The organism is Pseudomonas marincola (assembly GCF_900682675.2).
Taxonomy (GTDB): domain Bacteria; phylum Pseudomonadota; class Gammaproteobacteria; order Pseudomonadales; family Pseudomonadaceae; genus Aquipseudomonas; species Aquipseudomonas marincola.
In genome coordinates, this window is the sequence record NZ_LR215729.2 from 4,360,287 (window position 1) to 4,377,603 (window position 17,317).

The following is a 17,317-nucleotide window of genomic DNA, read 5'->3' on the forward strand; positions in this document are numbered from 1 at the left end:
CAAATTGTCGCGCGGGCTCAGACGCCGAGGTAGTCGAGGATACCTTCGGCGGCATTGCGGCCTTCGAAGATCGCCGTCACAACCAGATCAGAACCGCGCACCATGTCGCCACCGGCGAAGATTTTCGGGTTGCTGGTCTGGTGTTTGAACGTGCTCTGCTCCGGTGCGATCACACGGCCCTGGCTGTCAGTCTGGATTTCAAACTGTTCAAACCAAGGCGCCGGGCTTGGACGGAAACCGAAGGCGATCAGTACCGCTTCTGCGGGAATGATTTCCTCGGAGCCCGGGATCGGCTCAGGGCTGCGACGACCGCGTGCATCAGGCTCGCCGAGACGCGTCTCGACAACCTTGACGCCTTCGACCTTGTCTTCGCCGACAATTGCGATCGGCTGACGGTTGAAGAGGAACTTCACACCCTCTTCCTTGGCGTTCTTCACTTCTTTACGCGAGCCGGGCATGTTGGCCTCGTCGCGGCGATACGCACAGGTCACCGACTTGGCGCCCTGACGAATCGAGGTACGGTTACAGTCCATGGCGGTGTCACCACCACCGAGCACAACAACGCGCTTGCCCTTCATGTCGATGAAGTCTTCTGGCGCCTTCTCGAAACCCAGGTTGCGATTGACGTTGGCGATGAGGAAATCCAGCGCGTCATACACGCCAGGCAAGTCTTCGCCGGGGAAACCGCCCTTCATGTAGGTGTAGGTGCCCATGCCCATGAACACGGCGTCGTATTCGGCGAGCAGCTGCTCCATGCTGATGTCTTTACCGATTTCGGTATTCAGACGGAACTCGATACCCATGCCGGTGAAGACTTCGCGGCGATTGCTCAGCACGGTCTTTTCCAGCTTGAACTCGGGGATACCGAAGGTCAGCAGACCGCCGATTTCCGGGTTCTTGTCGAACACCACCGGGGTCACGCCATTGCGCACCAGTACGTCGGCACAACCCAGACCCGCCGGGCCTGCACCGATAACGGCAACACGCTTGCCGGTCGGCACGACGTTGGACATGTCCGGACGCCAGCCCATGGCGAAGGCGGTGTCGGTGATGTACTTCTCGACCGAACCGATGGTTACCGCGCCGAAGCCATCGTTAAGGGTACAGGCCCCTTCACACAGACGGTCTTGCGGGCAAACGCGGCCGCACACTTCCGGCAGCGTGTTGGTTTGGTGCGACAGTTCGGCAGCCGCCAGAATGTTGCCTTCGGAGACCAGCTTCAACCAGTTTGGGATGAAGTTATGGACCGGGCATTTCCATTCGCAATACGGGTTACCGCAACCCAGGCAACGGTGCGCCTGATCGGCCGCGACCGCAGGCTTGAAGTTGTCGTAGATTTCGACGAACTCTTTTTTACGTTGACGCAACAGCTTCTTCTTCGGGTCTTTACGCCCGACTTCGATGAACTGGAAGTCGTTATTCAGACGTTCAGTCATTTCAAAACCTCTCAACAGCTACGCGCACTCAGGGCATCACGCAGCAAGACAATCACGGGTAGCGTGCAATCCCCGCGCACGGGGATTGTCGCCTGAAGCTGTTTTATTGCGGGTTGGCCAGCGTGCTGGTGAGCAACGACTTGAGGCTTGCCGCCTTAGGCTTGACCAGCCAGAACTTGCGCACGTAGTCATCCAGGTTTTCCAGCAGGTTGTTACCCCAGGCGCTGGAAGTCTCTTTGACGTACTCGCTCAGCACACCTTGCAGGTGGCTGCGGTAGGCTTCCATCGCTTCACTGTTGATGCGCTGGATTTCTACCAGTTCGTGGTTAACCCGGTCATAGAAGCTGTTGTCCAGGTCCAGCACGTAGGCGAAACCGCCGGTCATGCCCGAACCGAAGTTGTAGCCGGTTTTACCCAGTACGCAGACAAAGCCGCCTGTCATGTATTCACAGCAATGGTCGCCCGTGCCTTCAACAACGGTGTGCGCGCCAGAGTTACGCACGGCAAAACGCTCGCCGGCGGTACCTGCTGCAAACAACTTACCGCCGGTTGCACCGTACAGACAGGTGTTGCCGATGATGGCGCTGTCTTGGGTGGCGAACGGGCTGCCTTCTGGCGGCGTGATGACCAGCTTGCCACCGGTCATGCCTTTGCCGACGTAGTCGTTGGCATCACCTTGCAGATACAGGTTCAGGCCACCGGCGTTCCACACACCAAAGCTCTGACCGGCAGTGCCTTTGAAGCGGAACGTGATCGGCGCCTTGGCCATGCCCTGATTGCCATGCGTGCGGGCGATTTCGCCGGAGACACGCGCACCAATCGAACGGTCGCAGTTGCAGATGTCCATGTCGAACTCTGCACCCGTTGCACCAGCAATCGCTGGCTTGGCCATCTCGACCATCTTCTCGGCCAACAGGCCTTCGTCGAATGGCGGGTTGCGATCAACCAGACAGAACTGCGGCTTGTCGGCCGGAATGTGGTCACTGCCAAGCAGCGGAGCCAGATCGAGGTTGCCTTGCTTGGCGGTCTCGCCCGGCAGCATTTCGAGCAAGTCAGTACGCCCGATCAGTGCTTCAAGGCTTGGTACGCCCAGCTTGGCCAGCCACTCGCGCGTCTCTTCTGCCACGTAGGTGAAGAAGTTCATGACCATTTCAACGGTGCCGATGAAGTGATCCTTGCGCAGCTTGTCGTTCTGGGTGGCAACACCGGTCGCGCAGTTGTTCAGGTGGCAAATACGCAGGTACTTACAGCCCAGCGCGATCATTGGCGCCGTACCGAAGCCGAAGCTTTCAGCACCGAGGATTGCTGCCTTGACCACATCAAGACCGGTTTTCAGGCCACCATCGGTCTGCACCCGGACCTTGCCGCGCAGGTCGTTGCCGCGCAGGGTCTGGTGGGTTTCCGCCAGGCCCAGTTCCCACGGAGCGCCCGCGTACTTGATCGAGGTCAGCGGTGATGCACCGGTGCCGCCATCGTAGCCGGAGATGGTGATCAGGTCGGCGTAGGCCTTGGCCACACCGGCGGCGATCGTACCCACGCCTGCCTCGGCAACCAGCTTCACCGAAACCAGTGCAGTCGGGTTGACCTGCTTGAGGTCATAAATCAGCTGCGCCAGGTCTTCAATCGAGTAGATGTCATGGTGCGGCGGCGGCGAAATCAAGGTAACGCCAGGCACGGCGTAACGCAGACGCGCGATCAGGCCGTTGACCTTACCGCCCGGCAACTGGCCGCCTTCACCCGGCTTGGCGCCTTGGGCAACCTTGATCTGCAGCACTTCGGCGTTGACCAGATACTCCGGCGTAACACCGAAACGACCCGTCGCAACCTGCTTGATTTTCGAGCTGCGGATGGTGCCGTAACGCGCCGGATCTTCACCACCTTCACCGGAGTTGGAGCGCGAACCCAAACGGTTCATCGCTTCGGCAATGGCTTCGTGAGCTTCTGGCGACAAGGCACCCAGCGAGATACCCGCCGAGTCGAAGCGCTTGAAGATCGATTCCAGCGGTTCAATCTGATCCATGCTCAGCGGCTTGTCGGCCAGCTTGAGCTTGAGCAGATCGCGGATCATCGCCACTGGACGCGTGTCGACCAGTGCGCTGTATTCCTTGTACTTCTCGTAGCTGCCTTGCTGCACGGCAACCTGCAACGTGTTGACCACGTCCGGGTTGTAGGCGTGGTATTCGCCGCCGTAAACAAACTTCAGCAAACCGCCCTGCTGGATCGGCTTGCGGTTGTTCCAGGCCTCGGCAGCCAGCAACTTCTGCTCGGCTTCGATATCGACGAAACGCGCGCCCTGAATCCGGCTGGCAACGCCACGGAAGCTGACATCGACCACTTCGTCAGACAGGCCGACAGCTTCAAACAACTGCGCACCGCGGTACGAGGCAACGGTCGAAATACCCATCTTCGAAAGGATCTTCAACAGGCCTTTGGAGATGCCTTTACGGTAGTGTTTGAACACCTCATAAAGATCGCCCAGAACCTCGCCGGTGCGAATCAGGTCGCCCAGCACTTCGTAGGCCAAGAACGGATAAACCGCAGAGGCGCCGAAGCCCAGCAACACAGCGTAGTGATGCGGGTCACGCGCGGTGGCGGTTTCGACCAGAATGTTGCAGTCGCAACGCAGGCCTTTCTCGGTCAGGCGGTGGTGCACGGCGCCCACAACTAGCGAGGCGTGCGCCGGCAATTTGCCCGGCTCGATATTACGGTCGCTCAGCACCAACAATACTTTGCCGCCGCGCACAGCTTCTTCAGCCTGATCGGCCATGTTGCGCACAGCAGCTTCGAGGCCGACGCTTTCGTCGTAGTTCATATCGATGTGGAAGCGCTCGAACCCGGGGGTGTCCAGGTTCATCAGGGCGCGCCACTTGGCCGGCGAGATCACCGGCGAGCTGAGGATTACGCGAGTGGCGTGCTCCGGCGACTCTTCGAAAATATTACGCTCAGCGCCCAGGCAGATTTCCAGCGACATGACGATCGCTTCGCGCAGCGGGTCGATCGGCGGGTTGGTCACCTGCGCGAACTGCTGACGGAAGTAGTCATACGGCGAACGCACGCGCTGCGATAGCACGGCCATCGGCGTGTCGTCGCCCATCGAGCCGACCGCTTCCTGACCCTGCTCGCCGAGCGGACGCAGAACCTGATCGCGCTCTTCAAAGGTGACCTGATACATCTTCATGAACTGCTTCAGACGCGCAGCGTCATAGAAGTCAGAACCGTGATCGTGGTCATCCATGGTGGCACGGATGCGCTTGCCGCTCTTGCGCAGCCACTGCTTATAGGGGTGACGCGACTTCAGACGGTTGTCGATGTCTTCGGCGTTGAGCACCTGACCGGTTTCGGTATCGACTGCCAGAACCTGACCTGGCCCAACGCGGCCTTTGGCAACAACGTCTTCTGGCTGGTAGTCCCAAACGCCGATTTCCGACGCCAGGGTGATGTAACCATTCTTGGTGGTGACCCAACGCGCCGGGCGCAGACCATTACGGTCGAGCAGGCACACCGCGTAACGGCCATCGGTGAGAACCACACCGGCCGGACCATCCCAAGGCTCCATGTGCATGGAGTTGTATTCGTAGAATGCGCGTAGATCGGCATCCATGGTTTCGACGTTCTGCCACGCTGGCGGAATGATCATCCGCACACCACGGAACAGGTCGATACCACCGGTGACCATCAGCTCGAGCATGTTGTCCATGCTGGAAGAGTCGGAACCCACGCGGTTAACCAGCGGGCCTAGCTCGTCCAGATTAGGAATCAGGCCGTTGGCAAACTTGGTGCGACGCGCCTGCGCCCAGTTACGGTTACCGGTGATGGTGTTGATTTCACCGTTGTGCGCGAGGAAGCGGAATGGCTGAGCCAGCGGCCACTTCGGCAGGGTGTTGGTCGAGAAGCGCTGGTGGAACACACAGATAGCAGTCTGCAGACGCTCGTCGCCGAGGTCCGGATAAAACTGCTGCAAGTCAGCCGGCATCATCAGACCTTTATAAATAATGGTCTTGTGCGAGAAGCTGCAAATGTAGTGTTCGGTGTCTGCGGCGTTGCTCACCGAGGAACGGCGGCGGGCGCAAAACAGCTTGATGGCGAAATCCTGATCGCTGAGTTCGCCACCGCCGATGAACACCTGCTCAATCTGCGGCAAACGTTCAAGCGCCAGCTTGCCCAATACGCTGGTATCGATTGGCACAACGCGCCAGCCGATCACCTGCAGGCCAGCTGCTTCGATCTCGTGATTCATGTTGTCGCGAGCAGCCTGTGCCTTCACGGGATCCTGGTTGAGGAACACCATGCCGACAGCATATTGCTTGGGCAGCTCGACAGCGAATTGCTCTTGGGCGATAGCGCGCAAGAAGGTATCAGGCTTCTGCATCAACAGGCCGCAACCGTCACCGGTCTTACCGTCGGCATTGATCCCACCGCGGTGGGTCATGCAGGTAAGCGCTTCAATGGCTGTCTGCAACAGGTGATGGCTAGCCTCGCCTTCCATATGGGCGATCAGGCCGAAGCCGCAGTTATCCTTGAACTCATCAGGACGGTACAAACCTGCTTTCATAGGGACTCTCACCAGGCTGCCTATCTCAAGGCAATTTCTTTTAATTCAATAACTTACCATACACACAGGGTCAAACCCCTGCTATGGGCAGGCAAAAGGGAGGTTATTGTACATATCCACCTAGGTCGTCACAAATTTTAGTGACGAGGGCATGCAAATTTATGTCGCGAAAACGAACGATTAGACTAGCGGGCCGTGTTAAAGACCCGCCAGTCACTTTTGTTCGCGCGACTCACGCCCGGCGATTAGCGTGCCTTGGAGATCTCGAACTTGATGCTCGCCATCGTCCGCGGCCACGGCTTTCCTGCCTGGATCTTGGCTGGCAGGCCACTCAACGCCGCCTTGGCCGCTTCGTGTGTCGCAAAGCTGCCATAAGTCACCACATACAGCGGCTTACCATCGTGCAGCTTCTTGAAGTAGTGATACTCGGAGCCGTACTGATTAACCATGGCCTGAGCATTACTTTCAACACTGGTGCCCAGCACTTGCAAGGTATAGCGCGCACCGGACTGCGCCGCATACCAACCGCTGGCTGCCGGGGCTGCTGCCGGAGCGGCGGCTGGCGCTGCCGGGGTTTTGGCGACTGGTGCAGGCGCCGGGGCCGCTGGTTTTGCCGGAGCCGGAGCAGGTGCCGGAGTCGGAGTTGGCGCAGGGGCCGGCGCTTCAACCGGAGTCGGCACACGGGTATCGACCAGCAGGTTGCCTTGTGGCTCCTCTTTGGCCATATCACCGTCTTCGGCATCGCTGCTGCCCGCGGCAGAAGCCAGCGGCTCACGAATGACCGGCTGCGCATCACCTGCCAATGGCGAAGGCATGGCCTGACCGGAGCCTGCGAATTCGATCGCCGGTGCACCGCCAGCGGCATCGCCTTGCGCAACCTCAGGCTTGGCGGCCTGCCCCAAAGGAATTTCGACCTCAGTGGCTACTGGCGCTTCAGCCGGAGAACGATCCTGCAACATCCAGGCAGCAAGTACACCTACTGCGACGACGCCGAGGGCCAACATATGTTTTTTAGGCAATTTGAAACCTGCTGAAGAGACTTTGGCTGCTTTTTTGTGCGCCAACTGTGCTTCGATCAGCACATCCTTGGCGACCTGATTGACCAACCCCGGCCAGCCTTGAGACTGCTCGTAGATAGTGGCCAGCTGCGCTTCGGTGAACACGTCGAGATCACGCCCGGCGCCTTCAACCCGCTGAGTCAGGTACTCATGCACCTCTTCTTCTTCGTACGGCTGCAACTCGATAACGTGGTAGCACTCCTCACCATCGGCGAGACGCTCCAGACGCGGCATGACATCCGCTTCAGCAAACAGGAACACGTGCGGACGGCCGTCACTGTTGCCCGCCGCCATCGTCAACAAGCTGGCGAGATCGGCTTCACCGAGGCGCTGCGCATCATCGACCAGAATATAGACTTCCTGACCAGCGACACCCAGTTGGCCGACTTGCGCGAGAATGCCGTCAAGATCGCTTTGCTGGATTTGCAGCCCCTGAGCAACCTGCTGCATGACGCTGGCTTTTTCAGCCTTGTCTTGCGCGCTCACCACAACGCTGAGCACCGACTGCTTGTTGGTGCTGGCAACGAGTGCCTGACGCAGCAGGGTTTTGCCGCTGCCTTCCGGCCCGCTTACAACCAATAACAGCTGGCTGTAGCGCGCGAGATGGTGCAGTTGGCCCAAGACAGGCTTGCGCTGCGCCGGGAAAAATTTGAAACCCGGTACGCGAGCCGCAAACGGGTCGTGACTGAAATGGTAGTGATCGAGGAAGCCCTCGTCGGCATGCAGACTGGTCATGGTGTTCTCATTAATTCTCAAGCTGATTGACTAGCGCAACGTAGTCCGCGCCAAGCGTGGCATGCAAAATTTCATGCGCAAATTCACTCGTGACCAGCGCATCCCCAAGATCACGCAATAAAACCAAACGTAACTGGCCATCGAGCACCTTCTTATCGACAGCCATATGCTGCAAAAAGTGCTCGGGCGTCATGTCTTTTGGTGGAACAACTGGCAAATTCGCAGCGATAAGCAGACGAATCCCACGATTTCGCTCAGCTTCTGTAATCCAACCGAGGCGATGGGACATTTCCAACGCCATCGCCGTACCGGCAGCAACCGCCTCACCATGCAGCCAAACGCCATAGCCCTGCTCGGTCTCGATGGCATGGCCAAATGTGTGGCCGAGGTTAAGCGTTGCACGCACGCCGTTCTCACGTTCATCAGCCGCCACTATACGCGCCTTGGCCGCGCAAGAGCGCTCAATTGCAGTGGTCAGCGCCTGCTGATCAAGGCTTAACAAGGCCTGCATGTTTTCTTCGAGCCAGGTCAAAAATGGCTCATCGCAGATCAGGCCATACTTGATGACTTCAGCCAGACCGGCGGACAGTTCACGCGCGGGTAGCGTTGTCAGGCTCTGGGTATCGATCAGAACGGCCTGAGGCTGATAAAAGGCCCCAACCATGTTCTTGCCCAGCGGATGATTGATGCCGGTCTTGCCACCAACCGACGAATCAACCTGCGACAGCAAGGTGGTTGGCACCTGAATGAAATTGACCCCGCGCTGGTAACAGGCAGCCGCAAAGCCCGCCATGTCGCCAATAACACCGCCGCCCAAGGCAATGACGGTGGTGCGGCGGTCATGTCGGGCACCGAGCAGGCCATCAAAGATTAGCTGCAGGGTTTCCCAGTTTTTAAAAGCTTCGCCGTCCGGCAGGATTACTTCGGTGACCGAGTAGCCGGCCAGAGACTGCTTGAGCGCCTGCAGATAAAGCGGCGCGACTGTCTCGTTGGTAACGATGGCGACTTGCCGTCCGACAATATGCGCTGCGAGCAAATCTGCCCGCGCCATCAGGCCTGAACCTATATAAATCGGATAAGTACGCTCACCGAGATCGACCTGAAGTGTTTGCATAAAGCCCCCGGATGGAAAAGGCCCCTAGTGTACTGCCACAAAAATGCCCTGTTCAATTTAGCGCGCATGTTTTCTCACGATGCAGGCGAATTGAGCAGGGCTTTTTTGCTAAAAACAGCAGTTCGGGGTGCTGCGATCAACTGACTGGCGCTTAACGCGGCGATAAAGCCTCGAGGCGCTCAAGAATCTCCTGCACCACCAGGCGCGGCGGACGTTCGTCAGTTTCGATGATCACATCGGCAATTTCACGGTACAGCGGGTCGCGCAGGGCGAGTAAATCGCGCAATACTTTGCCAGGATCCGGCGTACGCAACAGCGGACGGTTACGATCACGCGCAGTTCGCGCAATTTGCTGCTCAACCGAGGCATGCAGATAAACCACACGGCCGCCGTTATAGAGCGCCTTGCGGTTCTCATCACGCATCACCGCCCCGCCCCCGGTGGCAAGCACCAAGCCATCCTCAACGCACAAATCGGCAATGACTGCCGATTCGCGCTCGCGGAAACCCTGCTCACCTTCAACATCAAAGATCCAGGGAATATTGGCACCGGTACGTTGCTCGATCTCCTTGTCGGAGTCTTTAAAGGGCAGTCGTAACTCTTTAGCCAGCAAACGCCCGATGGTGCTTTTACCAGCTCCCATCGGGCCAACAAGTATCAGATTTCGCACTTACTCAACGGCCCACCGCAACTGCTTGAGTGTTCATGATGCGTGGGGTCAGGAAAATCAGCAACTCAGACTTCGAGTCCTGCACGATATCCCGACGGAACAAACGGCCGACATAAGGCACATCACCGAGAAATGGCACTTTCTCGACAGCCTTACGTTGAGTGTTGGAGAACACACCACCGATCACGATGGTTTCGCCATCCGACACCAGTACCTTGGCAACCACTTCGTTCTTGCGAATCGTCGGCGTGCCGTTTACCTGGTTGGCAAAGTCGGCCTCGTCCTTGTTCACTTTAACTTCCATGATGATGCGGTTGTCCGGGGTGATTTGCGGCGTCACTTCAAGCGACAGAGCAGCTTCCACGAACTGAGTAGTGGTTGCACCGCTGGAGCTGGCTTCCTGATACGGAATCTCCGAACCCTTGAGGATGCGCGCCGTTTCTTTATCCGAGGTCACAACCTTGGGCTGAGAAACCACTTCACCGTTACCGGTCTTCTCCATGGCGGTCAGCTCAAGGTCCAGAATGGTGTTGTCAGTGATGAAGCCGATACCCAGACCCGCTGTACGGTTGGCAACGCCCAGATCCACGAACGGTACGTTCAGACCCACGTCATCACCGGTATTACCCGCCTCATCGCCTTGGTCGTCGTTACCGTAAATGTTCCATTTACCGCCGCCAATAACCTTGGCACCGCCCCAACGTACGCCCAGCGACTTGTCGTAATCGACGCTCGCCTCTACGATCCGCGCCTCGATCATTACCTGACGCACGGCCACGTCGAGCTGAGTCACGATACGGCGCAGTTCGTCCAGACGCGTTTGAGTCTGGTAAGCGATGATGCTGTTGGTACGGTCATCGACAGTGATCGAGCCACGCTCATCAACAGAGCCATCGGCGCTGGTGACCGACTGGAACAGCTTGGCCATGTCTGAAGCTTTGGCGTAGTTGACCTGAATCAGCTCGCGACGCAGCGGCGCCAGTTCGGCGATTTGCTTCTGCGACTCCAATTCCTGACGCTCGCGCGCCGCAATTTCATCGGCTGGCGCAACCAGCAGTACGTTACCGACTTTACGCTTGTCCAGACCTTTGGTTTTCAGCACCAGATCCAGCGCCTGATCCCAGGGCACATTCTGCAAGCGCAGGGTGATGTTGCCGGCAACCGTGTCGCTGGCAACCAAGTTGAGGTCGGTGAAGTCCGCAATCAGCTGCAGCACCGAACGCACGTCGATATCCTGGAAGTTAAGCGAAAGCTTCTCGCCGCTGTAAGCGAAACGATCTTCTTTGCGCTTTTCCTGATCAGCCTGAGTCAACGGCTTAACGCTGATGGTCAGCTTATTATCCGTCTGGTAGGCGAGGTAATCGTAAAAACCGGTCGGCTCAATGACCACGGTCGTGGAATCACCGCTGCCGCTCGAGTTAACGAACTGCACCGGGGTGGCGAAGTCTTTAACGTCGAGACGCACGCGCAAGGATTCAGCCAACTGAGTCTTGGCGAAGTTCAGGCGAATCTTGCCGCCCTGCTCCTGAATATCCGGGCTCACAGACGGGTCGGACAAGGTGATGACTACGTTGCCTTCACCCTGATCGCCACGCTGGAAATCGATATTGCGGATCGAGCGAGTCGCCGCACCGTACACCTTCGGAGCCGAGACCCGCGGCTGCGAGGTCACAACCGGCGCAGCAGGGGTTGCAGCCGCGCGGGCAACTGGCGCTGCCGCAGTGCCGGCACCCTCACCAATCAACACATACATGTTGTTGCCTTCAACACGGGTGCTGTAAGGCGCCAAGTTGGTCAGGTTGATGATCATGCGCGTGCGGTCATTGGCCTCAACCACGGTCACGCTGCGCGCATTACCCACACCCAGCTCACGATTCTTGCTGCCGAGCTTGTTGGAAACACCCGGCAAGTCGAGCGCGATACGCGCAGGCTGTTCGATGGTGTAGCCACGCGGAGCGGCAACAGGTTCGTCAAACTGCAGCTTGAGTTCAACACGACCGCCCGGAAGCGATGCAACATCGAGATTCTGGAGGTCTGCTGCGAGCAGCACTGGCGATACCAGTGCGGCGAGCAGAGACACGCCTAGACGGGTTAGTGGCTTATTCATTCGCAGATTCCGTTTGGCAGACCGGTTATTTTTTTTCATCTTCACTCCGCTCATTTAAGAGCGCTCCTTTAGGGAGAGGCTACGCGGTCGTTCTAGCCAGCCACCTTCACCATCTGGAACGATTTCAATCACATCCACTTTGGAGTTATCAATCGCGACAATTCGCCCGTAGTTACGTCCCAGGTAATCCCCGACACGCACCCGGTGCACACCGCCAGCGCCGCTGACCAACGCGAACATTCCCCGGCTGTTCGAAAGCGTGCCGACCATTTCAAACACTTCAATATTGAAGCCTTCCAGAAACTGCTTAACCCGCGTTTCATCAGGTTTGATCAGCTTCGATCCTTTCGCCCGATTGACCAGCTCGATTTTCACCGGCGGCTGGAACGGGCTTCTCAGGCCTGCAGCTTTATAGGTAAAACTTTCATAAGGCTGGAAGATCGGCAGCGGCTCAATTGTGCCCTTCGGCTTGGCGCGCACCTCATCCATATACGATTGCAGGTCGGAGAAATCACTGCTCGAACCGCAACCACTAAGCCCCACAAACGCCACTAGCATCACGAGCTTTGAGTACTTCATTTCTCAAGCCCCTTATCGTTATAACGGTAGGTCTTCGCCAAAATAGACATGCGCAATTTGCTGGTACCGGTTTTCTCGGCCGGCACCACATCAAAGTCATGCAGCGTCACGATTCGCGGCAAGCTGGCCACACCACTGACGAACGTGGCCAGGTCGTGATAAGAACCGACGACACGGATCTGAATCGGCAGCTCGATGTAAAACTGTTGGGCTACCTCTGGCAGGAGCTTGATTTCTTCAAACTCAAGACCACTTCCCAGACCGGTGCGGGTGATGTCTTCAAGCAAGCCCGGGACTTCGGTATCACTTGGCAACTGCCGCAGCAGGGCACCAAACGATGTTTCCATCTCGGCCATCTGAGCCTTGTAGGCCTCAAGGTTGGCAGCTTGGAACGCCTTGGCAGAGAACTGCTGCTTAAGCGTCTCTTCTTCCATCTGGCGCCGTTCCAGATCAGCCTGCATGTCTTTCAGGTGAAAGTTGTAACCCAAACCCAGCACCACAATGGCAAGCAGCAGGCTGGCAATAAACTTGACCGGGCCAGGCCATGAGCCGAGGTTATTCAGGTCAAGATCGTTGACATCTATCTTGCGTAGGCTGTCGAGCGAATCATTCAGGTTCATGGCTTCGCCTCCTCGCCGGCAAGGGCTGGCTGGGTCTGTTGCACGGTCAACTGGAATACGTTGGCCTGATCCAGCTCTGGCGATACTTCAGCCTGCGGATTCGGACCAGCCGCTTTAACCTCGGTGAGGTTGGGTGCGGTCAGCCAATCCGATGCATCCATGTTGCGCATCAAGTTGGAAATGCGGTTGTTCGACTCTGCAGCGCCGACGACCGCAATGTTCTTGCCGGTCATTTTGACGCCAGTGAAATACACGCCATCAGGCAGGGTTCTGACCAACTGATCGAACACACGACCGATAATCGGGCGATTGCCCTGCAGGTCCTGAATGATCTTCATCCGTTCCAGCAGTTGTTGGCGACGCTTTTTCAGCTCGCTGATTTCTTTGATCCGGGTATCAAGGACGGCGATTTCCTTACGGACAAAATCGTTACGCGCATTCTGTCGCTCGATTGCACTGTCCAGAAATTGCCCGCCCAAAAATACCGCGCCTGCGGCAACAGCAAATACACCGGCTAACGTAACCAGGAACCGCTGCTTGCGCTCTTCTCGGAGCTGCTCGCGCCAAGGTAGAAGGTTAATCCGCGCCATTAATCGAAACTCCTCATTGCCAGACCACAGGCAATCATCAATGCCGGAGCATCACTGGCCAGAGCGCCCGCATTGACCTTGCTGCTCAACGCCATGTCGGCGAATGGATTCGCCACCTGGGTTTGAGTGCCAAGGCGCTGCTGAATCAAGCGATCAAGATCAGGAATGGACGAGGTGCCACCCGCCAGCAAGATGTAATCGACATCGTTGAATTGTCCGGCAGCAAAGAAGAACTGCAACGAACGCGAGACTTGTTGCACAACCGCCTCTTTGAACGGCTGCAAAACCTCGCTGTCATAGTCATCCGGAAGACCGCCTTGCTTCTTCGCACGTCCAGCTTCCTCAACAGACAAGCCATAGCGACGCTGAATTTCTTCAGTCAGCTGCTTGCCGCCAAAGAGCTGCTCACGGGTGTAGATCGTGCGGCCTTTATGCAGAACGCTGAGCGTGGTCATGGTCGCGCCGATATCAACGATTGCGACCGTTTGATCGTTGTCGCCACTGCCCAATTGCTGCGCCAACAGATCGAACGAACGCTCCAGCGCGTACGCTTCCACGTCGACGACCTTGGCGGTCAAGCCGGCAAGTGCCAGTGCAGCCTCACGAACTTCGACGTTCTCTTTACGACAAGCCGCCAGCAGAACTTCAACTCGCTCAGCATTTCGCGGCGAGACGCCCTGCACTTCGAAATCAATCGAGACTTCTTCGAGCGGATAGGGAATGTACTGATCGGCTTCAATCTTTAACTGGTTCTCAAGATCGTCATCAGTCAGACCGGCTTCCATCTCGATAGTCTTGGTAATAACTGCAGACCCAGCGACTGCAACCGCAGCAGTCTTTAGATTGGTTTTTGCTTTTACCAATACTCTGGATATGGCCTGACCGACCCCCTCGAGCTCGGCGATGTTTTTCTCAACCACAGCATTTGGTGGGAGCGGCTCTACAGCATAAGCCTCTACTTTGTAGCGGCTTCCTGAGCGACTCAATTCGAGGAGCTTGACTGAGGTTGAGCTGATATCAATCCCCAGAAGCGTATTCGCTTTCTTATTGAAGAGCCCTAGCACGACCGTTTTCCTATTGGCATCCGCTACTTACGGAGTAATTATGTTTTTCCACATTAAATAACAGTCTTGACATAAGAGCAAATAGCTCCTCGGCAAAAAAAACCCTTATAATGTGATCAGTTTTTCGTTACGCCCCAATCTATTTCTTAACTCATTCTTTTATCTGGAAATCTAAACATTTTGATGCGCTTGCTGAAATTCTTTTGCTGGTCATGCGTTGCCATTTCCTGTGGACTGGTACTCAGTTTGAGCGGTGCGTTCCTCTATCTAAGCCCGAGCCTTCCTTCAGTTGACTCGCTACGCAGCATTCAACTGCAAATTCCTCTGCGGATTTTCAGCAGCGACGGCAAGCTAATTGCCGAGTTTGGCGAGATGCGTCGTTCGCCTATCACCTTCGCTGAAATCCCGACTGACTTCATCAATGCCTTGTTATCGGCAGAAGACGATAACTTTGAGCACCATTATGGCGTCGACCCCAGCAGCTTGATGCGCGCTGCCACGCAAATTTTGAAAAGTGGTCAAATCCAGACTGGTGGCTCCACCATCACCATGCAGGTCGCGAAAAACTACTTCCTTACCAGTGAGCGTAGCTTCTCCAGGAAAATCAACGAGATTTTGCTGGCTTTACAGATAGAACGTGAACTGAGTAAAGATGAGATTCTAGAGCTTTACGTCAATAAAATTTATCTGGGCCAGCGCTCCTACGGGATCGAGGCAGCGGCGCAGGTTTATTACGGCAAGTCCATGAAGGACCTGACCCTCGCCCAAATGGCCATGATTGCCGGCCTGCCGAAAGCACCTTCACGCTTCAACCCACTGGTAAACCCGACTCGCGCCAAAGAACGCCGCAACTGGATTCTGGGCCGCATGCTGCACCTGGGTAAAATTGATCAGGCGCGCTACGACGAAGCAGTCGCCGAGCCGATCGACGCCACTTACCATGTGCAGTCACCTGAGCTGAACGCGCCTTACGTAGCTGAAATGGCGCGGGCTGAAATGGTTGGCCGTTATGGCAGCGATGCCTACACCGAAGGCTTCAATGTCACCACCACCATTCCCAGTGACTTGCAGCTGATCGCCAACAAGGCCGTTCATGAAGGCCTGATCGCTTATGACCAGCGTCATGGCTACCGCGGCCCGGAAAAGCAATTCGCCAATCTCGACCTGCAAGGCTGGCAATCAGAGCTTGCCAAGCAAACCGTTCTCGGCGGCCTTGAGCCTGCCATCGTCACTCAGGTTGTGCCCAGCGGCCTGATGGTGCTGACGCGCGAAGGCAAAGAGGAAGCGGTCGCTTGGGACAGCATGAAATGGGCGCGCCCTTTCATTAATACCAACAGCATGGGCCGCAACCCGCAAAAACCTGCCGACGTCGCCAAAGTCGGCGACCTGATTCGCGTCGAGCGCAAGGAAGATGGCAGCCTTAACTTTGTACAATTGCCTCTGGCACAAAGTGCACTGGTGTCCTTAGCCCCAAATACCGGCGCCATTCAGGCACTGGTTGGCGGTTTCTCGTTTGAGCAAAGCAACTACAACCGTGCAATTCAGGCCAAGCGCCAGCCAGGCTCGAGCTTCAAGCCATTCATTTACAGCGCCGCACTGGACAAGGGCTACACCGCCGCCACGCTGATTAATGACGCGCCGATTGTGTTTACCGATACCGGCAGCGATCAACCGTGGCGCCCAAAGAATGACAACAACACATTCCTTGGCCCCATACGCATGCGTGAAGCACTTTATAAGTCACGCAACCTCGTCTCGATTCGCTTGCTCCAGGCCATTGGCGTGCAGTATGCCCGCGACTACGCAAGCCGCTTTGGTCTGCCACTCGAAGATTTGCCGCGCAACCTTTCACTGGCACTCGGCACGGCTGACCTGACCCCGATGCAGATCGCTGGCGGATGGTCGGTATTCGCCAACGGCGGCTATAAAACTGAGCCATACCTGATCCAGCGCATCGAAGACCGCACCGGCAAGGCCGTATTCATTGCCAATCCGCCTCGTGTGCCAACCGCTGAACAGAAGGCTGACTCCAGCCTTGATCCGGACGAGCTCAAGTCTGCCGATATCGCCAATGCAATCGCGGCGCCGAGCATCCAGACGATTTCCAGCTCGACAGACTCGCAGCCAGAGGCAGACGACGAATTGCCTGTCGAAGAACCCGCGATTGCAGAGCAGATTATTGATGAGCGCACCGCCTATATCATGACCAGCCTGCTACAGGACGTAATCAAACGCGGCACCGGCCGTCGCGCTCTGGCGCTGGGTCGTGATGACTTGGCAGGCAAGACCGGCACTACCAACGAGTCGAAAGACAGCTGGTTCTCAGGCTACAACGCCGACTATGTCACCACTGTCTGGTCTGGCTTTGATCAGCCTGAAACCCTCGGTCGCCGCGAATACGGTGGCACAGTGTCATTGCCGATCTGGATGAGCTTCATGGGCGCTGCACTAAAAGACAAACCAAGCCATGTACTGCCCGAGCCAAGCGGCATTCTTACCCTACGTGTAGACCCGGTAAGCGGGCGCGCAGCAGCGCCGGGTACGCCTGGCGCCTACTTTGAACTGTTCAAGAGTGAAGACACGCCGCCTACCATGGGCGAGCTTGACCCGAATCTCGGGATCCCGGGCAGCCCGTTGCCGGCAGACGAGTCCGCACCAATCGACTTGTTCTGAAGCCAATGCCGCCGCCATGAGTGCAATGCTCATGGCGGCGGTATCAGCATTGCACAGAATCAACGGCACTTAGCGCCCCTACTCCTCACCTGAAAATCATTGCTCCTCAACGACTCCCC

Annotated in this window: 11 protein-coding genes; 1 reads left to right on the forward strand and 10 read right to left on the reverse strand. The window is 56.9% G+C overall.

Going from position 1 to position 17,317, the window contains the following annotated elements; translation table 11 throughout:
- Positions 1–17 precede the first annotated feature (17 nt).
- From PMYSY11_RS19940 to PMYSY11_RS19985, 10 genes are all read right to left on the reverse strand, one after another.
- The gene (locus tag PMYSY11_RS19940; RefSeq protein WP_069898365.1) at positions 18–1,436 is read right to left on the reverse strand and encodes an FAD-dependent oxidoreductase; all 1,419 of its coding nucleotides are present in this window, start codon (positions 1,434–1,436) and stop codon (positions 18–20) included.
- 103 nt (positions 1,437–1,539) lie between these two features.
- The gene (gltB, locus tag PMYSY11_RS19945) at positions 1,540–5,988 is read right to left on the reverse strand and encodes a glutamate synthase large subunit (RefSeq protein WP_090510182.1); all 4,449 of its coding nucleotides are present in this window, start codon (positions 5,986–5,988) and stop codon (positions 1,540–1,542) included.
- Positions 5,989–6,233: 245 nt separating this feature from the next.
- Positions 6,234–7,781, reverse strand: coding sequence for an SPOR domain-containing protein (locus tag PMYSY11_RS19950; protein ID WP_150547831.1), 1,548 nt, complete (start codon positions 7,779–7,781; stop codon positions 6,234–6,236).
- Positions 7,782–7,791: 10 nt separating this feature from the next.
- The gene (gene aroB, locus PMYSY11_RS19955) at positions 7,792–8,895 is read right to left on the reverse strand and encodes a 3-dehydroquinate synthase (RefSeq protein ID WP_069898368.1); all 1,104 of its coding nucleotides are present in this window, start codon (positions 8,893–8,895) and stop codon (positions 7,792–7,794) included.
- 151 nt (positions 8,896–9,046) lie between these two features.
- Positions 9,047–9,565, reverse strand: coding sequence for a shikimate kinase AroK (gene aroK / locus PMYSY11_RS19960; protein ID WP_150547832.1), 519 nt, complete (start codon positions 9,563–9,565; stop codon positions 9,047–9,049).
- Positions 9,566–9,569: 4 nt separating this feature from the next.
- Complete coding sequence (locus PMYSY11_RS19965; RefSeq protein WP_069898568.1) at positions 9,570–11,672, reverse strand: type IV pilus secretin PilQ; 2,103 nt, start codon at positions 11,670–11,672, stop codon at positions 9,570–9,572.
- A 54-nt stretch (positions 11,673–11,726) separates the two neighbouring features.
- Complete coding sequence (gene pilP / locus PMYSY11_RS19970) at positions 11,727–12,251, reverse strand: type 4a pilus biogenesis lipoprotein PilP (protein WP_069898370.1); 525 nt, start codon at positions 12,249–12,251, stop codon at positions 11,727–11,729.
- Entirely contained in the window at positions 12,248–12,871 is a 624-nt protein-coding gene (gene pilO, locus PMYSY11_RS19975; RefSeq protein WP_069898371.1) for a type 4a pilus biogenesis protein PilO, read from the reverse strand. Before pilO ends, pilP begins: the two co-directional genes overlap by 4 nt.
- Positions 12,868–13,461 carry a PilN domain-containing protein gene (locus tag PMYSY11_RS19980; protein ID WP_069898372.1) on the reverse strand — a complete coding sequence of 198 codons (594 nt, stop codon included), beginning with the start codon at positions 13,459–13,461 and terminating at the stop codon, positions 12,868–12,870. The genes pilO and PMYSY11_RS19980 overlap by 4 nt, the downstream gene beginning before the upstream one ends.
- Entirely contained in the window at positions 13,461–14,525 is a 1,065-nt protein-coding gene (locus tag PMYSY11_RS19985) for a pilus assembly protein PilM (protein ID WP_069898373.1), read from the reverse strand. The genes PMYSY11_RS19980 and PMYSY11_RS19985 overlap by 1 nt, the downstream gene beginning before the upstream one ends.
- A gap of 180 nt (positions 14,526–14,705) precedes the next feature.
- On the opposite strand from PMYSY11_RS19985, the gene PMYSY11_RS19990 reads away from it, so the two are divergent.
- Positions 14,706–17,198 carry a penicillin-binding protein 1A gene (locus PMYSY11_RS19990; protein ID WP_090510174.1) on the forward strand — a complete coding sequence of 831 codons (2,493 nt, stop codon included), beginning with the start codon at positions 14,706–14,708 and terminating at the stop codon, positions 17,196–17,198.
- Positions 17,199–17,317: the final 119 nt, after the last annotated feature.